This is a genomic window from Thalassotalea euphylliae, from assembly GCF_003390335.1.
Classification (GTDB): Bacteria; Pseudomonadota; Gammaproteobacteria; order Enterobacterales; family Alteromonadaceae; genus Thalassotalea_F; species Thalassotalea_F euphylliae_B.
Window position 1 is genome coordinate 2,050,056 of the sequence record NZ_QUOU01000001.1, and the last position, 19,699, is coordinate 2,069,754.

Below are 19,699 nucleotides of genomic sequence, written 5' to 3' on the forward strand. Positions count from 1 at the left end.
CCTAGCCCTTTGTGTTCACGCGTTTAATCATTAGACCCAGTGCAAAGAACAAGGTGCCAGCAATGGCGCCGCTAAGGTGTGCGTCAATGGCAACGTTGGCGTTGATTAAGGTTGCAATCTGCTGGCTTGCACCTTGAGTTTGCTCCATTAAAATTTTGACCCACAGACCCAGGTAGAGGAATACCCCCGTTTTTTCTTTCGCTTGGATGTCTTTTAGCGCTCCCCAAGCAAAAAAACTATGGAGCAGCCCAGATAGGCCGACATAGCGCTCAAGATCGCCATCAAGTATTAAAAAGCCACTGATAAATATCGCGGAAAATAGTGTCAGTGAGGTAAAGGTTATCGGCTGATAAAAGTGGCGATGTAGGGCGGTAATTAGCGCCAATCCGGTTAAGTTTAACAGTAAATGTGTGCCGTTGGTGTGAAATAGATGGCCAGTAAGGAGTCGCCAATATTCGCCTTCATAAATTGCCAAGCGATAAAAATCAAAGTGTTTCACTTGGCTGTCAAAGTAAAAGGCGAGCAAGGCGAGCAGTGCAAGTCCTGTGGCTATGGCGAATTGCTGCCAAGTTGAGCATTTGATGCGTTGTAAGGAAAACAAACCTTGTATTTTACCTGCGCTAATTTAGTATTTGCGCTTAGTCTAAAGAGTTGAGGTAAACATGGCTAGAGCCACTTGTGACAAATGTTGTCGCCCACCTGCTAGGTGTATTTGCCGCTATGTTGTATCGCTAGTCAACAAAGTAGAAATTATATTACTTCAGCACCCCAAAGAAGTTGCTCACCCCAAAGGCAGTGCAGATTTACTATTAACGTCACTAGCACACAAGCAATTATTTATTGGTGAGAACTTTGATGAGCACGACGCATTTCAATCGCTGTTGCAATCAACCAACAAGCAACTGTACGTTATTTTTCCGGGGGAAAAGGCCGTTGAGTTAACACCTCAATTATTACCTGAGCTACCACCTCATTGTGGTGGCGGGCAAACAAGGTCATTGTCTGACATTGCGTTAGTGATTATTGATGGCACCTGGAAAAAAGCATACAAAATGTTCCAATTGTCCAAGTGCTTGCAGCAGTTGCCGCAGCTCTGTCTACCCAGTGGCATAAACGGGCAATACGACATGCGCAAAACACAGAAAGCGAATGCATTGTCTACGTTAGAAGCAACGTGTTATGCACTTGCTGCTATCGAACAGTCACCTGATTGTTACACGGCGCTAAGAGAAAGTTTTGCGCAATACAATCAACATCAGTTATCGTTTAGACCCAAGAGCTAAGCTAATTTATCAGGTCGCACTATCCATGAAAAAACACTTATTATCCATGAGTGTGTTAAGCCTCGCCTTAACCTGCTCGTTTAGCGCTGCTGCGTTTACCGATGGCAAAGTCCGCGAAACACGTGAGCCAGAAGCGGCAACGGGGCTTACCCAAAAGCAAGTTGTTGTTGGTAACGACTATATGGTCGCCGCTGCCAACCCTTATGCCAGTGAAGCTGGTTATAAAATTTTAGCCAAGGGCGGCAGTGCCATTGATGCTGCGATTGCCGTGCAACTGGTCCTGACCTTAGTCGAGCCGCAGTCGTCAGGTATTGGCGGCGGTGCTTTTATTCTCCACTGGGATAAAGCCAATAAACAGCTTACCACAGTAGATGGCCGTGAAACGGCTCCTGCCAAAGCTTCTGCTGATATGTTTATCGACAGCTCAGGTAAGCCGATTAAGTGGATTGACGCCGTTGTTGGCGGTCGCTCGGTTGGTGTACCAGGCGTATTACGCGGCTTGAAAGCTGCTCACGACAACTATGGAAAACTGCCTTGGGCGGCACTTTTCGATGACGCCATTACCCTTGCAGATCAGGGATTTATTGTGTCGCCTCGGCTTGAAAAATTAGTGGCGATGAAATTTAACCCAGGTATCGTCAAACTGCCTGAAATTGCGAACTACTTTTTCCCCCATGGTGAACCCATCAAAGCTGGTCAGCGCTTAGTCAACAAGCCGCTTGCTCAGGTATATCGTACCATTGCCGAGCAGGGCGTAGATGCTTTCTATCAAGGCCAAATCGCACAGCGTATTGTCTCGGCGGTCAACAATGCGCCGATTGCACCAGGTACCCTGTCACTAAAGGATATGAAAGACTATCAACCCAAGTGGCGCGAACCTGTTTGTGGTCAATATCACAGCTACCGAGTTTGCGGTATGGCGCCACCAAGCTCCGGTGGTATCGCGGTTATTCAAATACTCAAACAATTGGAAGCCTTTAATTTGGCGAAATTACCCGCCAACAGTATTGAGCCATGGCATTTATTCACGCAAAGTTCGCGCCTAGCCTTTGCCGATCGCGATAAATATGTCGCAGATGAAGATTTTGTCACTGTGCCGACGCAAGCCTTATTGGCTGATAGTTATATGAATGAACGCGCGCAGTTAATTAAGCCAGACAAAGACATGGGAACGGCCAATGCCGGTCAGCCAGTCGCGTTAACGTACGCTGATAACGACAGCTTTGAGCTACCGTCAACAAGTCATATTTCCATTGTCGACGGTGATGGCAATGCCATTTCAATGACGACAAGTGTTGAAATGGCCTTTGGCTCAGCAGTCATGGTGGATGGTTTTATTTTAAACAATCAACTGACGGACTTTGCACTGTCGCCAGAGCGTGATGGTAAGCCCGTGGCAAATCGCGTCGAGCCATTTAAGCGGCCACGTAGCTCAATGGCACCTATGATGGTCTTTAACCCAGACGGTAGTTTAAAACTTGTTGTTGGCTCGCCAGGCGGGAGTCGAATTATCAATTACGTCGCGCAAACCATTGTCGGTGTGCTGGATTGGCAGTTAAATCCGCAGCAAGCGATCAATTTGCCGAAAGTCACCAATCGCAACAAAGTGACGACACTAGAAAAAGGCACTGAGCTTGAAGGGTTAAAAGCGGCATTTGAGGCGAGAGGCCATAAAGTGATGGTGCGTGATTTAAACAGTGGTGTGCATGCTATTGAAGTGAAAAATGGCAAATTATACGGCGGTGCCGACCCACGCCGTGAAGGTAAGGTATTCGCCAAGTAGACGTGTTATTAGCGTAATGCGTTATCTTCAAAACAAAAGGGCTTCCAATTGGAAGCCCTTTTGTTATTTAAATTATAGTTTTGGTTTTAGAACGGGTCTTTTAGAATTTTGTCGATCACCCATCGACCGTCTAACTGCTTTAAGCTGATGCGTTTAACATCTTTAACGCGCTCATTTTGAAAATAGCCGTCAAAGTAAAGCACGATATCAGCATCATCTTTGAATTGCTCACGTACTTTTACGCCGGTATCGTCGGGGCTGATCTCAACTTTGTCGTACTGCATGTTGAACAGGTGGCGGCTAACAGCGGTTGGTGACTTGTAATGCAATAAAATGCGCGCCAGTTTTGGGGTACATACAGAGGCGGCTTTTTGCACATCTTTTTGATTGTATAGCGCGTCAAAGAATGCGACGGCAACAAGTTCGGGATTTGCCAGTTCTGTGATTTCGTCTTCACCTGAGCAACCAGTAAGAAAAATACTGAAAGCAGCGAAAATAGCAACGAGTCGTTTCATGATGAGTGGTCAATTACCTAAATAGAATCCGTGGTTTGGCCTATTTTAGCCATAACTTTAACGCAGATGCACGAAAAAAGGCGCCAAGTGCGCCTTTTTTAATCAAATCAGAGAGTTATCTGATTTTTAGCCAAGTTTATTAGACGGGCTTATTGGACTAGCTCTTTGTCGCTGAAGCTGTCAGAGAACAATGGGCTCGTTAAGTAACGCTCAGCTGAACTTGGTAAAATAACAACAACGTTTTTGTCTTTGTTTTCAGGAAGCTCTGCTAGTCGTTTCGCTGCAACCACGGCCGCACCAGAAGAAATACCCGCTAATATACCTTCTTCTTTCATGAGGCGATGAGCCATTGCCATGGCGTCGTCATTAGACACTTGCTCAACTTGGTCAACTAAGTCTAAATCCAGGTTGCCAGGAATAAAACCTGCGCCAATACCTTGAATTTTGTGTGGGCCTGGTGTCAGGTCTTGACCCGCTTTGGCTTGGGTAATCACTGGCGAATCGGTTGGCTCTACTGCCACTGATAGGACGTCTTTACCTTGCGTCTTCTTGAAGTAACGGCTGGTACCTGAAATGGTACCGCCCGTACCAACACCGGCGACGAATACATCAACTTGACCGTCAAGGTCGTTCCAAATTTCTGGCCCTGTTGTTTCTTCGTGAATTTGAGGGTTAGCTGGGTTGTCGAATTGACCTAACAACACGTAACGCTCTGGATCTGAATCGCGAATTTCTTGTGCTTTTTCAATGGCGCCTTTCATGCCTTTTGCGCCTTCAGTTAGCTCTAATTTTGCGCCAAGTGCTGCTAATAACTTACGACGCTCTAGGCTCATGGTGTTTGGCATGGTTAAGGTAATTGCGTAACCGCGTGCAGCTGCGACAAAGGCTAGGGCAATACCTGTGTTACCACTGGTTGGTTCGATAATTTCTTTGCCTTCGCCAAGCAAACCTTTTTGCTCTGCATCCCAGACCATACTCGCGCCAATACGACACTTAACACTAAAACTTGGGTTTCTTGCTTCAACTTTTGCGTATACATTGCCGCCAGTTACGCGATTAAGCTTAACCAGAGGAGTACGACCAATACTGGTTGAGTTGTCTTGAAAGATAGAAGTCATGTTCGGATCCTGTAGAATATTCTGTTAACAATATAGAATTGTTGGAATTACTCCATTAGAGTAGCTAGATATTACAAAAAAAAAAGTGATATTTCGTTATATCTTATATGCAAAAATGGAATAACGAAATTACGATTTTAGATCAATTTTTGGGATTTTTATGACTCAATTTACAGGTACTTCTGAATACATTGCCTCGAAAGAATTGCAACTTGCCGTTAATGCTGCCATTGCATTAGAGCGTCCATTGCTTATTAAAGGTGAGCCGGGCACAGGTAAAACCATGCTGGCGGAACAGTTGGCGGCGAGCTTAGACACCGAATTGATCCAGTGGCATATCAAATCGACCACCAAAGCGCAGCAAGGTTTGTATGAATACGATGCGGTATCGCGTCTTCGTGACAGCCAACTCGGTGACGAAAAGGTCAAAGATATTGGCAATTACATCGTTAAGGGCAAGTTATGGCAGGCGTTTACCCATGAAAAGCGCCCAATCTTGTTGATTGACGAGATTGATAAAGCGGATATTGAATTCCCGAATGACTTACTACTAGAGCTCGATAAAATGGAGTTCTTCGTGTATGAAACACAAGAACGCGTGGTTGCCAAGCAGCGCCCCATTGTGATCATTACCTCCAACAACGAAAAAGAGCTGCCTGACGCATTTTTACGCCGTTGCTTCTTCCACTACATTAATTTCCCGGATAAACCCGAGATGCAAGCAATTGTTGATGTGCATTTCCCTGGCATCAAAAAGCAGTTACTTGATCAAGCCTTGGCGTCATTCTTTGAATTGCGCGATATTCCGGGATTAAAGAAAAAGCCGTCTACCTCTGAGCTAATCGATTGGTTAAAACTCTTGTTAGCTGAGGACATTTCGCCAGAAGTGTTACGCGAAAGCCAGCAGTCTAAAGCAATTCCACCGCTACATGGGGCGTTATTGAAAAACGAACAAGATGTGCATTTATTTGAAAAACTTGCCTTTATGAATCGCTCAGGTCGATAAATTATGCTGATAGATTTTTTCCTGAAAGTACGTGAATATCGGGTGCCATGCACGATTCGCGAACTGTTGGATTTAATTCGCGCGCTCGAGCAAAACGTCGTATTTGCCGATATTGATAACTTTTACACGATTAGCCGCGCCATTTTAGTCAAAGACGAAAGCTACTTTGACCGCTTTGATCGCGCTTTTGCCGATTACTTTAAGGGTGTTGAGTCGTTGGAATTGGATTTATCGACGATTCCTGACGATTGGTTGCGCAAGCAGTTAGAGAAGACACTGAGCGAAGAAGAAAAGCAAGCGATTGAAGCCATGGGCGGTTTTGACAAGTTAATGGAAACACTTGCCGAGCGCCTAAAAGAGCAGGAAAAACGCCACCAAGGGGGCAACAAATGGATTGGCACAGGAGGCACCTCGCCATTCGGTGCTTATGGCTATAACCCCGAAGGTATTCGCATTGGTCAAAATGAATCACGTCATCGCAAAGCGGTGAAAGTGTGGGATAAACGCCAATATCGCAATTTAGACAATCAAGTTGAGATCGGCACGCGCAATATTAAAGTCGCACTGCGCAAGTTAAGACAGTTTGCTCGCACTGGCGCCAGTGAGGAACTGGCGATGGATGATACGATTTCTGCGACGGCGAAAAATGCTGGCTACCTCGATATTAAAATGAAGCCCGAGCGCCATAACGCAGTTAAGGTCTTGATGTTTTTTGATGTTGGTGGCTCGATGGATGATCACATCCGCGTGTGTGAGCAGTTGTTCTCGGCTGTGCACACCGAGTTTAAGCATTTAGAATTCTTTTATTTTCACAACTGTTTGTACGAGCAGGTATGGCACGACAACGAACGTCGCTACAATGAAGGGATGGACGTGCTCGATGTGATCCATAAATTTAGCCGTGATTACAAGGTGATTTTCGTCGGTGATGCGACCATGGGGCCTTACGAAATTACTTACCCCGGTGGCAGTGTTGAGCACTGGAATCAAGAACCCGGTAGCGTGTGGATGGAGCGTATCACCGATCACTTTGATAAGGTGATTTGGTTAAACCCTCAGCCAGAGCAAGCTTGGCATTACTATCCGTCAATCAAGATTATGCATCAATTGGTGGATAAAAAAATGTACCCAATGACCATTTCCGGTCTTACCGAGGGGATTAAAGCGCTACTGTAATGTGGCGCTTTTTTTAGAAACACTAGCTTCCAAAAAATTTAGCTATCAGAAACATTAATTTTCAGAAACTTTTACTTTCAAAAAAGATGAGAAAAGTGAGCAAAAAACATCAAGAAAAAAGCTCACTTTTCAGTGCACGCCAAAAGGAGCTATTCGTGCCAACCGAATTACAAGCCAATGAAACCCCAAAAACTGGGCAAGTAACAGAAAAACTTAACGCCTCCCCAATAAATGGCGAGAAAGCAACAAGTCAGCCCCAACAAAGCAGTGAACAACACAAGCTAAACAATAAAGCAAGTACCGAAGGCGATCTCAAATACGAAAAAGAAAGCGAAAAACTTATTCGCCAAACTCAAGAAAAAGTGCCAAATCTACAATCTCAGTCACACCCATATCCACCAATGAGCAGCAATGAAACGCGCCAAATTTTGACGCCATTTGCGTTTGAAATAGACAAATCACTGTTTGGCTTACCACTTGCCTCGCCAATGAAGCGCGGTGTTGCGATTACCATTGACGGCCTGCTGATTGCCATGTTAAGTGGCGCGCCTGGCGAGCTCTTGGCGATTGTGATTGCGGTCACCTTGTACCGTTTGGGGAGTCAAAAGCGCGCCGACGAAATGGGCTATACCAAAGGCAGAAAACGTCGTAAGTTAATGCGCTTTGTCGCTGCATTTACGACTTTTATTGTCTTGTTGTCGATATTACCGGATATGTTTAATGGCTTAGGCTGGTCGGACAGCAACAAATATTATGACAGTGGCAAAAACGAGTACACAGATAAAGTCTACCAAGAGCTCAATGCTGAAAAAGGCGAAGAAATAGCGGCAACCATTGGTGACAAAATACTGTTTAGTTTAGCGATAGGACAAGCAATGTCTGCTTTAAGTGAGGACGAGTGCATGGATGCCGACTGCTGGTATCAAGCCCTCGCACCTAGCGTTGCGACACTTGATGAAACGGGTTTGACCATGGCCGAAAAAAAGGAAGTGATCAAGCAAAGCCTTGCAGATATTGACGTACCAGAAGGGCAGTATCAGGTGCTGGAGGATAAACTTATTGCCTCGCTTGATTTATCACCGCAGGCTGAACAGGGCACTTCAGATAGTTCAACTGCTGTGCCAATTGAAGAGACGCAAGTGGCACAAAGTGCAAAAACTGATGATTCCGAAAAGGCATCGCCCGTTGAAAATCCCCCTACAGTAGAGAAAGCAAAAGCCCCAGATAAACCGATTTATTCACTGGTTGAACTATTTAAGGGCATTATTCACGATTTAGGACTAGGCTTTGGCTGGGCTGCGTTTTATTTTACGGCGCTAACCGCTGTGTGGCGTGGTCAAACACCGGGTAAAAAACTATGTGGCATACGGGTGATTCAACTTGATGGTACGCCGCTTTCTCTATGGGATAGCTTTGGTCGATACGGTGGTTACGGAGCCGGTATTGCAACGGGGTTATTAGGGTTTATGCAGATTTTTTGGGATGCAAACCGTCAGGCAATTCACGATAAGATCTCTGCAACTGTCGTTGTTGATGCCAAAGCGGTGAACCCAAGACATTAAGCGTGTAAAAACTCAGTATGTAAAAGAAAGTAAAAAATGAATTGGAGAGCATAAAATGAAGGTACGTAACTTATTATCGGCTAGCTTGCTCTACCCAGCTCTTTACCTAGCTGTTTACCTAACTCTCTACATCGTGCCGTTGGGAGCCTTTGCAAAGGGCGCTCCTTTTGTCGAGCAACTGGCCATGTTTGAACCATACTTAGGCACGTGGGAAGCGGTTTTTGAGGAAGAAAATGGCAAGCCTACCGTTGTTGACGTGTCGCATTGGGAAAAGGCATTAAATGGTACGACATTGCGTACCCTGCATTCGATCAATGATGGTATGTATGGTGGTGAGTCGTTAATTTTCTTTGATAAAACCAAACGGCAGTTGGTGTTTTACTACTTCACTACGGCAGGCTTTTACACCCAAGGTACGATTGAGGTATTAAGTGACAACCGTTTTGTTGCTTATGAAGCGGTGACGGGCAACAAAGATGGTATTACACAGGTAAAATCGACCAGTACCATGAGCCCTGAAAAGCTTACCGTATCGACAAGTTATCTAAAAAAAGGGCAGTGGACAGAGCCTGAGCGTCGCACTTACCAACGCTCCAATAAAAAGGTGAAATTTAAATAATTCACTTGCGGTGGCTGATATTTCATATCGAAGTTTCAATCGCTGAAACAAGCTATTCAAGTGATTGCAACTTTTGCTTTAACGATTTAGCTCTATCGAGGTGAATTATTGCCAGTTCATGCTTGCTGTCTAATGTCAGCACCTTGTCCCAAAGGGCAATCGCCGAGTCCAGTTGCTGCTGACGAAGGGCGAGCATAGCTTGCGTGTGATAGTCTTCACTGAGCTTGCTTTGTAGCATCTGGTACTTACTGGTCGTTGCCAGTTGAGGATACTGGCGTTTTACGGTTAGCAGACTTTCATACAGGTTTGCAGGGCGCTCACTAACATCAATGTCAGCGAGTGTTTGTTTGGCTTGCAGGTGTTGGTTGAGCTCGTTTATCCTCGGCTGCAACGACTGCGGGTCATCCAGCAAAACGCCAATATTGCTGAGTATTTCTAATCCTCGTGCTGGCGCTCCTTCTTCATCAGCTTCTTTGCTCAGTGCTAATGCGGCTTCTTTTACCAAATCTTGATCAAAAGGGCTTAATTCAATCTGAGTTGCGCGCAGCAATACTTCGTGATAATTCTGGCGTTCAAACTGCTCTGCTATTTCAACGTCGTTGCTAACTATTGGCTCGCTTATTTCTGCTATGTTAGTTTCGGCCAAAGCTTCAATTTCACTCGTCGCTTCTTCATCGTCAAGGTTATCTGTCGTGTCTGACGATGCTATTTCAGTGATACTGGGTGCTTCGCCTGGTATTTTTATCTTATCACCCACCTTTATTCGGCCAGGGTTAGCAATATTGTTATAGCGCGCTAATGCGAAAAACATATATTGATCGTTAAGGTACTGTTTGGCCAGTTTAGACAGTGACTCCCCGCTTTTAATTTGATGAATAAAGTACGTTTCCCCCAATAGCGCGACTGGATTTGTGTTGATTTGTTTTAGCAGTTTGTTCGCTAAGTAATTGTCTGGTTTTTGGTTAAGCACGTACTCAAGTATGATTTTGGCGTCGGCAGTGCGCCCTTGATGTAAAGCATTGGTCGCAGCAATGACGTCTTGATGACTATTACCTGTATATAACTTAGGTGCAGGCTGCTCATTGGTTGCTACAACTTGCGGTGAGGGGGCCACGTTTTTTTGCCCGCCCAATTGGCAGGCCGATAAGAGCAACAATGGCAGTATCAGTAAAACACTGTGCTTGGTGTCATTCATATGTACTTTCCTTTAGATGTACATAAAGGTTGGTGCTGTTTTCAGGAATTTACATTTAATTGATATAATTCTAGCAGTTATCCCGTAAGTCGTTTTGTTTTTATTGGCGCACAGCGATAGTCTGAAAAGGCCTCATTCAATTTCATTAAAATTCTTCTGAACTTTATATGCCATCATGAGTTTAATCTTGGCTTTTTGGTATTGCTGATCTAACTCGACACACAGTTGCCATAGCTTAATTGCTTCATTGATACTGGTAGCGAATACGATTTGCCCTTTTTGGTAAAGAGCTTCCACTAAAGCAGAGCGTTTTTCAGCGATAAAGGTTTGCGTATTGGTATTTTGGTTAGCAGCGCTGTGACTCTGTGCAATAAGTATATTAGCGGCGTTGGCTAATTGTCCCTGCTCAATTAGTGTCGCAAATGTTCGCTGCCAGCGCTTATTATCAAACGGTTTTGCCGTTGCTTGATTACCTGCGATTGGCGCTGCGCTTTTTACTGCGACTTCCGCGTTAACTGCCTTGCTTTGACCTTTGTTTTTGGCCTTGTTGGTAGCAGCTGTTTGTGTTTTTGCTAGCGAGTCGAATTGCGCTTGCCAAGCAATTTCACGCCTGTGATGTTTTCTCGCTAAACGCGCCATTTGCTGCTTTGTGACTAAGGATCTCAATTGCTGGAAATAATCTGAGTTACTCGGCTCAATGGTTAACAAACTGCGCAAAATCTCAACTTGGTTGGTGTTTTTTTGTGTCAGTTGAGACGTTAGTGACGCAATTGCTTGTGACCTATGGGCGTTAATTGTTTGTCGTTCACTTTGTCCGTCTTGAGATGGGTTAACTGATTGCCTTGCATTTGCATATATCTCTGCTTGCTGCCACTGCTTATCGCGAATGGCTTGCTGAGCCTTTGCTGCAAAGTATTGCTCGGCAGCAAATTGGTGTTTAGCTGAGGTCAGTTTGCAGCTCGACAAGAAAACGAGTGCGGCCGCTGCGACCGCTACGCTAGTGAAAATCTTTATTGCTTTCGATGATCTGCTGAAATTTTTCAAAACTGTGATTTCCGAATATTTGGTATCTTTTCAACAGTAGAGGAGCGTTATAGGCTTTGTTGCTTTGCCCGACAACAGTGAATGCAAGGTCAAAGCCTTCACTCGTGAGTTTGTCTGTGACTACTGGATTAACTTCGCCATATGGATAGGCAAAAAAACGCGGTGATAATATCGAATTGAGAGTTTTTGCGACTTTTTGCGTTGAAACTTCAACTTCCTCGTCAATGCTGTCTAAATATGCCTGTTGGGTTTCTGCCTTGTGCAGTCGGTTAAAGTTTCGGTGGGTTTTAGAGTGTGGTTGCACATCGATTAATGCTGATGCCTGCATTATGTTTAACTGTTTTTTTGATAGACCTCCGTTGCTGATGTAGTCAGAGTAAATAAACACCGTTGCTGGTAAATTCAGCGCTTTTAATATCGGAAAAGCAATGGAATAGGTGGCTCGATAGCCATCGTCGATAGTAATAATCACAGCGCGTTTGGGGATTTGCTGACCCAATTGAATATGCTGAAAATATTGCTTTAAGCTGATTACCCTAAAATTGTTGTTAACTAAATACAACAGTTGTTGTTTAAATTTATCAGCAGTAATGGTAGTTGCCGTATTGACGCGACCAAAGTTGTGATAAACCAGTATCGGGACTTGTTGTTCATAATCGTCATAAAAGCCAAAATGGGTTTTTCGCGCGAGTGGAATACTTAAATAAAGCCCAGGTTGATAAGTATTAATGTCATTGTGGTCTTGGATTCGCCACTTTAAGTCGCTATTGCCCAAATAGCGTTTTGCTATGCTGTTAAAGCTGTCGTTTTCTCCTGTGAAAATGATGACTTCTTCTGCGTTTTTCGCAATTTCTATCGATAAGCCTGAATGCTGAGCGCAGCCGCTGAGCATCAGCAAGCAAAGAGAAACCAAAATAGCAGAGACATGTGTCACGATATTACCTACTTTTCTACGCTCGTTGACTTTGGCTCAGCGCCGTGATTACTGGTCATGATCACGGTTTCGTCTGTATCTTGTATCAGCTGCTCAGTATGTGCCACTTTCACTATGGTTTTATCGCTATCTGGCGTGCTGGAGGGGGCGACAGTTTTTGGTTCTTTGTCGGGTGCGGGGCTGAGGGTGTCAATCTTGACAATGAGCTTGTTTAAATTACTTGCTAACACGCCAAATTCATCGACACGGGCGCTTTCATCAACCGTTTCATAGTTGCCTTCAATGACATTGACGATTGCTTCGTCAATTTGCTCGATGGATGTCGTGATCCTTTTGATCAGTAGGTAAGTGACGATGATCACTGATAGTGTGGTGACGACGAACAAAAGTAACATCATCCACATGGTGACATTGGCAGCAGATGAGAGTGGCGCTTGGCTTAGCCCCAAGTGCACAGTGCCTACTTTTTTGTTTTGAAACGTAATTGCGGCTTCAAAATCAAAAACGGCACCGGACTCATGTGACTGCCAGTCTCTAATGATGGTATTGGCATAAGGCTGTGATTGCGGTGGTAAATTCTTAAATTCAAATGGTTGCCCGAGCTGGTCGATATCAAAACTGCCACGTAAAATGCCTCTATGATCAAGAATATAGAGATACATAAATTCCTGATTGTTTTGCAGGCTGTCGACAATCGTCTTGATGTTTATCCAGTCTTCACTCAACACTGGCAAGGCGCTCTCCGTTGCCAACAGCTTCGCCAGTGAACTTCCCGAATCCAGAATAAAGTGTCGCATTGAATTGAGTTGCGCGTGATAGACAATTGAACTGGCCAGAGTCAGCGTGATACTGACGCCAATCGTCATTACGGCAAGCCATTTGAGTTTGAGTGGAATTTTTAAATGCTGACGATGCTCTTCACAGAGTTTTTTCTTTTGCTCGACCTTATGATCTAAGGTTTTTGCCGTTTTTTTAATCTGCTGTGACCAATTAGTGCTTTCTTTGCCAAGTTTGGTCATTAAGAAATCTATTTTATTGGTTAATCCACGGGCCACTAAGTAGCTGTAATACTTAGTCTGACTCGTTAACCAAGCGAGTAAGAGCTTGATGGCATAGCGGCTACTCATAGTGTCTTCAGAGCTAGACAATTGCTTGTGGGCTTTTTTTAGCGCTTCGGCCAAATCACCACCCGTTTGAAACCGCTTATCAGGCTGCTTATGAAGGAGTTTTTCTATCACGCCATAGAGTTTACTGGGCAGGTGGGGTCTCACGGTTTCTAACGGTGGTGGCGTTTTATTGATGATCTCCATAAACAAGGTAGCAAGGGTATTGGCAGTAAACGGACGTTCGTTTGCGAGTAACTGGTATAAAATCACCCCAACTGAAAACAAATCAGAGCGACCATCGACCGCTTCTCCCTTAATTTGCTCTGGCGACATGTATTGCGGGGTGCCTAACACCATACCGACTTGGGTTAACTTTGTATTTTGTGTTTCGTCTAAATGGGCAATACCAAAATCGGTAATGCGTACTTGCGAGCACTCTTTGACATAAATGATATTGGAAGGCTTGATATCTCGGTGCACAACACCTTTTTGATGGGAGTAATCTAATGCTTCTGCCAGTTGAATGCCAATATTGATAATATCTTCTAGTTGAAACTCAAACTCATCTTCCATGTAGTCTTCAAGCATTTTACCTTCGAGTAACTCCATCACCATATAGGGGTGTTGGTCTTCCTCGCCAACGTCGTACACAGTGACAATATTTGGGTGGACTAGTACGCCAGCGGCTTTTGCTTCGCGCACAAACCTAAACCGGTATTCTTCATTACTCGCATGTTCAGGTTTGAGTACTTTTATCGCTAAGGTGCGATTGATTTGTGGGTCGTGGGCCTTGTATACATTCGCCATAGCTCCAGAGCCAATGGTTGAAATAACTTTGTAGCGTCCAATATTTTTATTCATGTTCTTGCCTGCAATACTGTTAATTCCGTTAACGCATATCAGCGCTGAGCTGGAGTTTTCAATAAACAGCGGAAAACCGTTGATAAAAAATCGCTAAAACTGGTTATTGGTCAGCACGCACATAACAGCTTTAATTGGCGAGTTACAATGTGTACAGCTCTGTTTTGAGCAAGTTATCGTTATACCAGTTGAAATTAATTAATTGATCAATTCAGAGCGATGTCAGCGGTGGGAGAACAAGCCAAATTTTTGTTGATATAGTTATTCTACATCTCATCAATTTGGCGCAGTTATCGCGACGCTGACACGCTCCCAAAGGGCGAGTTTAAAAGGCTCATATGCGGCGTTATTGATTTTGCTTTCCATGCAAAAAGTGGAATAACCATTCTCTGCAATCAATGCCTTGCCTACATGGATGTAGGTACTTAGGTTATGCATGGAGCATATAACCTGTGTCTCTAAGCCTTTTAATTCTCGCTGAATGATTAAGTAGTTATTTCAATAGGTATTAAATGTAATTCTAGAACAGCAAAGGAAATAATGGTACTTGAGAAGCTGAAAGTGGGGTTGTTGTGCCGTTTAACATGATGCCAGTGAATATGATTGACGCCATTGATAGCATATTAATAACAAGCTGCCATTTCATTTCGATTTGGCGAAATGACCGCTATTTCAACGTTTGTATGTCGGGACGGGTGGAAAATAAATAACTGTTGATGATTTTTTCGTATTGCTTGGTGTTGATAAACTGAGCCAGTGCGCGATTAAATTCATCTCTTAGTGCTTTTGAGTAAAATGCCGCGTAGGCGCTCACTGGAGGTATTAACGGGTGGCTTTGTATTAAGTAGTTAGTTGCTTGGTGGCGAGACATCACGCCAGTATCGCCTTCATTACCGATTATAGTATTTAAGTAGTAATAAAAAATGTAGTAATCGAGTACCACAATATCGGTACGTTTAGACAATAACAAGGCCGGGAATTTTGACATATCGTGTAGTTCACGATAGTTAGTTTTCGATACGGCTTGTTCATAAGCTTGGCCAAAATAGCCCGTTGCCCCTTGAAAAGAAATTACGGAATAGTGGGCTAAGTCATTAAAATCATTTATATTTAGACTGTCTTTTCGCCGTGAAAATATGGTCGGCTTATAGTCAATGATCGGCGCCGAAAAATAGAGTTGTTCGTTATCTTGCTGGTAAAACGTAGGCACAATGACATCGGCTTTACCGCTTATTACCATTTGTTTAGCACGGTGCAAGGGGGCGTAGGTATAGCTCAGGTTATATCCAAGGCTCGTTAATACTTGGCTCACGATATCCAAGTCAATACCACTGTTTGTTCGGGCAATCATATGGGGCGGGGCATCATCAGAAGCAATGACTAAATTCGCACCATGTAAGTTTGCCGAGCTTAGACAAAACGCAAACAACAATAAGCGTGTAAATATACCCATTGTTCTAACTCCTTTGCACATGCTAGCGTCTCTCTTTTTCCATAAAACTGAATTTTTTTCAGTCAGCAAGTCATAAAATCATCTGTAGCAAGCACTGAAAATACGTGTAAAAGCCACAGGCTGATGGTTAACGCCAAGCGTAACTTATTTTAGTAAATATTGTACGCCTGTCTTGTTTTAGCGAACCGATAAAATCATCTTCAAAACTGTTATCAGAATAACCCAAGAAAAATACCGTATGCGGATTTAACTTGTAGGCGTAAATCAGTTGTGTTGCCAACCCGCGCTCTTGCTCGGTGAAGAACGAAAGCGGATTGTTTTCGGGGTTGTAATCTATATCGCGGTAAACAAGGCTAAGCTTTAGTGAGCTTTGGACATCAAAGTAATAGCGCAAGCGAAGATCTGTTAAGTTAGCGGTAAAAACATTTTCGCCTTGAGCATCTAGCTCGCTATAGGTGTAGTACAAATCAAGCTCTATATGCGCAGTAGGATGCCAAGTAAGGTTACCAACCAGCTCGGTAATATCCCCTAAACGATTGTTGTCATAATCTATTTTCTCGCCAAGTGTGCCGTTGAGCGAAAGGTAGGTTTTATTATCAGGTCTAAGCTGGCCAAAAAAGCGCCACTGCCGCTCATTAAATCTCTCGGTGTTGCCATCAATTGCAAGGCTGGCATCGTTTTGACGCAGCCCCACTTTATTCGCGTCTGCGTAGATAAGCTCCACTCTGGATAACAATGGGCCGTCAGCGAACACATAAAATGATTGTTCTTGGTTGATAAGCTCGCCATTTTCATTGTGTTGAATGGCATACTTACTGCCAAGTTCTATTGTTGACCAAAGCGCGTTTTCGTCTTGGTAAAAATTGCGCGTAATATTGATATGATCGTTGACGTAATCGACGCGATTAATAAAGCCAAGATCCGCTCTAAAGTCGTCGCCAAACCATTGCCTTTGGGCATCGAATGTCCAGTACTCAGAGTTGTGTAAATACTTTATTTGATATGCCTTATCAGAAAAACTGCCGTCTTTGCGGCTGCGCAGCACTTGTTCGTTAGGCAAACAGTTAACACCGCAAAAATCGTTAAACAAGTTCTCAGGGTATTCAGTATCACTGGTTAACCACTGGAGCTTTATGGAATTAGCCCCATTTAGGCGGTAACTACCGTCGATACCCGTCACATAGTTGTGATAGTCATCGGCTTGGCGAAACGTTGAAATCACGCCTAAGGTGATATCCTGATTAATGTCATATAAATAACGCAGTGCACCAGAGTGGCTTTGTGTATTGAGCGAGGCGATACGCGCACTCAAATTCCCCGATAGAATAAAATTGGTTTCTTCGTCATGGCTGATAAAGGCGCCAAAATTGTGGGCACCTTCACTGCCCGTTAATTTTGCACCGTAATCAGGATCGGCAATATTTCGGGTGTACACTAAATTGGTAATACTCTCAAAATAGTGTTGGTTTTCCAGAAAAAAGCTGCGCTTCTCGTCGAAAAACAATGAAAACGTATTGTTAACTTTTAATTGGCCAGCATCGGCTTCTACGGTGGAAAAATCAGGGTTTAAAGTCGCATTTAGCAGAGTTTTTGGGGTAATGCCCCAACGTAAATCAAGGCTTGCCTCAATATCTGTTTCCTCTTGCCAATCAGCTTGTTCGTCATAAATGTCTCTTTGCTGATCATAACTGGCGACAAGTGCAGGGGTGATTTGTAAATTGCGACCAATTTGGGCGTGTTCAAACCCCGTCGCCATCGGGTATTGGCAAAGCCAACAGGCGTTGTCTCGGTCTAGTTTTACGTTTGAGATACGCAAACGTTGAGCTCTTGGGTAAATGCGGACAAGCTCAAACGGCCAATGTTGAATGGTTTCTTGCTGATCAAAATTGAGAATTTGATAGGGGATTTCCATTTCAACTTGGTAGCCAAATTCCGTTACCTTGCCATATGACTGCCAGATACCATCCCAGAGTTCGTTAGGTTGTCCGGTAATTTCGTTAAACGTTTCATCGTTTTGTACGCCGTATGGGTTAACAAAAAAGTTATAACTCAATCGGCGGTTATTCAGTGGGTCGATAATAACGCCCACGACATCGTCAAACCATTTAGTATCGCGCTCGCCAATAGAGCTGATCATTTGACTGGGGTTGGGATCGTAAGCTTTGAATGCAACTAACAGTGATTTGCCGTTATCAATGACCCAAGCTTCTGTTTTTACGGGACTTGGCGTGTTTTCATAAGGGCTAGTCACATTATCAAGCACAATCACTTTTGCCTGTTGCCAAATAGGGTCGCTTAAATCGCCATCGATATTGGCAGTTAAATCACTAAAAGGAATATCAAGCGTTTGTTTAGCTTGCTGTATAAAAGGGTCTGCGAGTGAAAGAAATGAGTAACATAAAAGTGCGACAGTGAGTCCTTTACAGCCGTAGGCAAACATCTAAAAGCCTTTGAATAATATATTATTGTTGTTTTATCGGGCGGTTATTGTGTCAGAATGCAGTGAAGTAAACAAATCTAAGTTTACAAATGCTTTACACCTACTTCACATGGTATTATCCACACCTTATTAATCTTGCAAGTTGTTAATAGGAATAGGGCTGGTCAGCAAATGATGCATAAGTTCGATTGGTATAAGCTCACTTGTGATAAATTCCATTGGCGTAACTTAGGAGCGCTCATTTATGCCATTTAGTTGGTTTGACATTTCCGCAATTGCTATCTTTGTGCTTTGCTGGGCGGGCTACACTATGTTTGCTCGGCGCCAAGCTAAAACAACGAACTGTATCGCGCGGTGTTTACATCAGCATCGAATTCATTGGATGTATGAGTTAATGACTCGTGATGTACGTGTTGGCGAGGCCGCTTTGCTGGCGAACTTAGAGCGCAATATCGCTTTTTTTGCGTCAACCTCACTGTTGGTCATTGCGGGTATTTTGACTTTGTTTGCGCAAATCGAAAAGCTCGAAGAGGTGATTGCTTCACTGCCTTTCGCCGATCACTCTAACCATTTAGCCATTCAACTGAAATTGGCCTTGCTTGCTTTTATTTTTGTCGTCGCGTTTTTCCATTTTACTTGGTCAATGCGTCAATATGGTTTTTTGAATGTCATGATTGGCGCTGCACCTATTGATTTAGCCGGAACTAACCCCAATTTAAAACAATACGCCAAGCAGATGGCGGTGGTACAAGATCAGGCGGCGCACTCGTATAACTATGGACTGCGCTCATATTACTTTTCGTTAGCGGCTATTTGTTGGTTTTTCCATCCGCTGTTGTTTGCGCTGGCGAGTTTGGTGGTGGTTTATACCTTGTATATTCGCGAATTTAAGTCAAAAGCCGTCAGGGCAATTACTGTTGCACAAGATTTGTTATGGGTTGAACGAGAGCAGAAGCAAAGTGATGGGATTAATCAAACCAAGGCATCGATTAAACCTGCACATACGATACCTTCAACTGTGTCTCCAAAGAAAGGCGGCTAAAACACTGTGGTAGAGCAATTTAAACACTACAGCGTCAGTGATTTCGATCGTTTTGATTGTGTCAAACTTTCTAAAACAATATATCTCGCCTTGGCATTCTTGCTGCGCGGCTACTTAGTGTGGATGATGTCGGTGACCAACTTTAATGATCGCGTGGGGGTTATCCAGTCAATTTATCCAGATCCTAAGTTGTTTTATTTGAATTTAGCATCAGGTAGTTTGGGATTGTTGGTCGTATTACTCGTGAGTTTACGGCGCCCCAATGCCAGTGGCTGGGTTAAACGCGCTTGGCCTTATACGCTTAACGTTATTATCGTTGCACTTATTATAGATAGCCTTATTATTTTTGCGGGCTTTTATTGGTGGCAACTCACTGACCTTGCAACCATGTTAATTCAGCTAGCGTTGGCTTTGTGTGTGGCGCTACTGTGTTTGCGCAGTAAACGCTTGAAATTGAATCTGGCGGAGTTTCCTGAGCCGCTACCAGAAAAATAAGACGGGTAGCGGTGCAAGTGCCAAAACGCTGAGTTTCTACAATATTGAGGTATTCAAGCTGTGAGGC

General features: G+C 43.8%; 17 protein-coding genes. 8 read left to right on the forward strand and 9 right to left on the reverse strand.

Annotation, left to right across the window (positions count from 1 at the left end; translation table 11 throughout):
- Window position 1: 1 nt before the first annotated feature.
- A complete protein-coding gene (rrtA, locus tag DXX93_RS09005) occupies window positions 2-601 on the reverse strand; it encodes a rhombosortase (protein ID WP_116007811.1) in 600 nt (199 codons plus the stop codon).
- A gap of 61 nt (window positions 602-662) precedes the next feature.
- Between rrtA and DXX93_RS09010 the strand changes: the two genes are divergently transcribed.
- Both DXX93_RS09010 and ggt read left to right on the forward strand, forming a co-directional pair.
- Entirely contained in the window at window positions 663-1,283 is a 621-nt protein-coding gene (locus tag DXX93_RS09010) for a tRNA-uridine aminocarboxypropyltransferase (protein WP_116007812.1), read from the forward strand.
- A gap of 25 nt (window positions 1,284-1,308) precedes the next feature.
- On the forward strand, window positions 1,309-3,066 hold the full coding sequence (ggt, locus tag DXX93_RS09015; protein ID WP_116007813.1) for a gamma-glutamyltransferase: 1,758 nt from the start codon (window positions 1,309-1,311) through the stop codon (window positions 3,064-3,066).
- An 86-nt stretch (window positions 3,067-3,152) separates the two neighbouring features.
- Here the strand turns inward: ggt and DXX93_RS09020 are convergent, their stop codons facing one another.
- Both DXX93_RS09020 and cysK read right to left on the reverse strand, forming a co-directional pair.
- Window positions 3,153-3,581, reverse strand: a complete 429-nt coding sequence (locus DXX93_RS09020; protein WP_116007814.1) for a hypothetical protein — start codon at window positions 3,579-3,581, stop codon at window positions 3,153-3,155.
- 149 nt (window positions 3,582-3,730) lie between these two features.
- Entirely contained in the window at window positions 3,731-4,699 is a 969-nt protein-coding gene (gene cysK / locus DXX93_RS09025) for a cysteine synthase A (RefSeq protein ID WP_116007815.1), read from the reverse strand.
- Between the two features lie 160 nt (window positions 4,700-4,859).
- On the opposite strand from cysK, the gene DXX93_RS09030 reads away from it, so the two are divergent.
- The 4 genes from DXX93_RS09030 (at window position 4,860) to DXX93_RS09045 (ending at window position 9,062) form a co-directional block, all read left to right on the forward strand.
- On the forward strand, window positions 4,860-5,705 hold the full coding sequence (locus tag DXX93_RS09030) for an AAA family ATPase (RefSeq protein ID WP_116007816.1): 846 nt from the start codon (window positions 4,860-4,862) through the stop codon (window positions 5,703-5,705).
- Window positions 5,706-5,708: 3 nt separating this feature from the next.
- Complete coding sequence (locus tag DXX93_RS09035; RefSeq protein ID WP_116007817.1) at window positions 5,709-6,881, forward strand: vWA domain-containing protein; 1,173 nt, start codon at window positions 5,709-5,711, stop codon at window positions 6,879-6,881.
- 155 nt (window positions 6,882-7,036) lie between these two features.
- On the forward strand, window positions 7,037-8,443 hold the full coding sequence (locus tag DXX93_RS09040; protein ID WP_258872633.1) for an RDD family protein: 1,407 nt from the start codon (window positions 7,037-7,039) through the stop codon (window positions 8,441-8,443).
- A 55-nt stretch (window positions 8,444-8,498) separates the two neighbouring features.
- Window positions 8,499-9,062, forward strand: a complete 564-nt coding sequence (locus tag DXX93_RS09045) for a hypothetical protein (RefSeq protein ID WP_181902176.1) — start codon at window positions 8,499-8,501, stop codon at window positions 9,060-9,062.
- Window positions 9,063-9,114: 52 nt separating this feature from the next.
- Here DXX93_RS09045 and DXX93_RS09050 read toward each other — a convergent pair whose 3' ends face one another.
- From DXX93_RS09050 to DXX93_RS09075, 6 genes are all read right to left on the reverse strand, one after another.
- Entirely contained in the window at window positions 9,115-10,257 is a 1,143-nt protein-coding gene (locus tag DXX93_RS09050) for a LysM peptidoglycan-binding domain-containing protein (RefSeq protein ID WP_116007818.1), read from the reverse strand.
- A 132-nt stretch (window positions 10,258-10,389) separates the two neighbouring features.
- Window positions 10,390-11,301 (reverse strand): hypothetical protein, encoded by a 912-nt coding sequence (locus DXX93_RS09055; protein ID WP_116007819.1) that lies wholly within the window; start codon window positions 11,299-11,301, stop codon window positions 10,390-10,392.
- Window positions 11,255-12,235 carry a polysaccharide deacetylase family protein gene (locus DXX93_RS09060; RefSeq protein ID WP_116007820.1) on the reverse strand — a complete coding sequence of 327 codons (981 nt, stop codon included), beginning with the start codon at window positions 12,233-12,235 and terminating at the stop codon, window positions 11,255-11,257. The genes DXX93_RS09055 and DXX93_RS09060 overlap by 47 nt, the downstream gene beginning before the upstream one ends.
- An 8-nt stretch (window positions 12,236-12,243) precedes the next feature.
- Entirely contained in the window at window positions 12,244-14,202 is a 1,959-nt protein-coding gene (locus DXX93_RS09065) for a serine/threonine protein kinase (RefSeq protein ID WP_116007821.1), read from the reverse strand.
- A 667-nt stretch (window positions 14,203-14,869) separates the two neighbouring features.
- Entirely contained in the window at window positions 14,870-15,655 is a 786-nt protein-coding gene (locus DXX93_RS09070) for a substrate-binding periplasmic protein (protein ID WP_181902177.1), read from the reverse strand.
- Window positions 15,656-15,782: 127 nt separating this feature from the next.
- Window positions 15,783-18,095 (reverse strand): carbohydrate binding family 9 domain-containing protein, encoded by a 2,313-nt coding sequence (locus tag DXX93_RS09075; protein ID WP_116007823.1) that lies wholly within the window; start codon window positions 18,093-18,095, stop codon window positions 15,783-15,785.
- Between the two features lie 244 nt (window positions 18,096-18,339).
- On the opposite strand from DXX93_RS09075, the gene DXX93_RS09080 reads away from it, so the two are divergent.
- Complete coding sequence (locus DXX93_RS09080) at window positions 18,340-19,137, forward strand: DUF599 domain-containing protein (protein WP_116007824.1); 798 nt, start codon at window positions 18,340-18,342, stop codon at window positions 19,135-19,137.
- A 6-nt stretch (window positions 19,138-19,143) separates the two neighbouring features.
- On the forward strand, window positions 19,144-19,632 hold the full coding sequence (locus DXX93_RS09085) for a DUF2919 family protein (protein WP_116007825.1): 489 nt from the start codon (window positions 19,144-19,146) through the stop codon (window positions 19,630-19,632).
- Window positions 19,633-19,699 lie beyond the last annotated feature (67 nt).

What these genes read in the sequence shown, in the direction of transcription:
- DXX93_RS09010 (WP_116007812.1), top strand. Translation starts at nt 663, where the DNA reads ATGGCTAGAGCCACTTGTGACAAATGTTGTCGCCCACCTGCTAGGTGT.
- ggt (WP_116007813.1), top strand. Translation starts at nt 1,309, where the DNA reads ATGAAAAAACACTTATTATCCATGAGTGTGTTAAGCCTCGCCTTAACC.
- DXX93_RS09020 (WP_116007814.1), bottom strand. Translation starts at nt 3,581, where the DNA reads ATGAAACGACTCGTTGCTATTTTCGCTGCTTTCAGTATTTTTCTTACT.
- cysK (WP_116007815.1), bottom strand. Translation starts at nt 4,699, where the DNA reads ATGACTTCTATCTTTCAAGACAACTCAACCAGTATTGGTCGTACTCCT.
- DXX93_RS09030 (WP_116007816.1), top strand. Translation starts at nt 4,860, where the DNA reads ATGACTCAATTTACAGGTACTTCTGAATACATTGCCTCGAAAGAATTG.
- DXX93_RS09035 (WP_116007817.1), top strand. Translation starts at nt 5,709, where the DNA reads ATGCTGATAGATTTTTTCCTGAAAGTACGTGAATATCGGGTGCCATGC.
- DXX93_RS09045 (WP_181902176.1), top strand. Translation starts at nt 8,499, where the DNA reads ATGAAGGTACGTAACTTATTATCGGCTAGCTTGCTCTACCCAGCTCTT.
- DXX93_RS09050 (WP_116007818.1), bottom strand. Translation starts at nt 10,257, where the DNA reads ATGAATGACACCAAGCACAGTGTTTTACTGATACTGCCATTGTTGCTC.
- DXX93_RS09065 (WP_116007821.1), bottom strand. Translation starts at nt 14,202, where the DNA reads ATGAATAAAAATATTGGACGCTACAAAGTTATTTCAACCATTGGCTCT.
- DXX93_RS09070 (WP_181902177.1), bottom strand. Translation starts at nt 15,655, where the DNA reads ATGGGTATATTTACACGCTTATTGTTGTTTGCGTTTTGTCTAAGCTCG.
- DXX93_RS09075 (WP_116007823.1), bottom strand. Translation starts at nt 18,095, where the DNA reads ATGTTTGCCTACGGCTGTAAAGGACTCACTGTCGCACTTTTATGTTAC.
- DXX93_RS09080 (WP_116007824.1), top strand. Translation starts at nt 18,340, where the DNA reads ATGCCATTTAGTTGGTTTGACATTTCCGCAATTGCTATCTTTGTGCTT.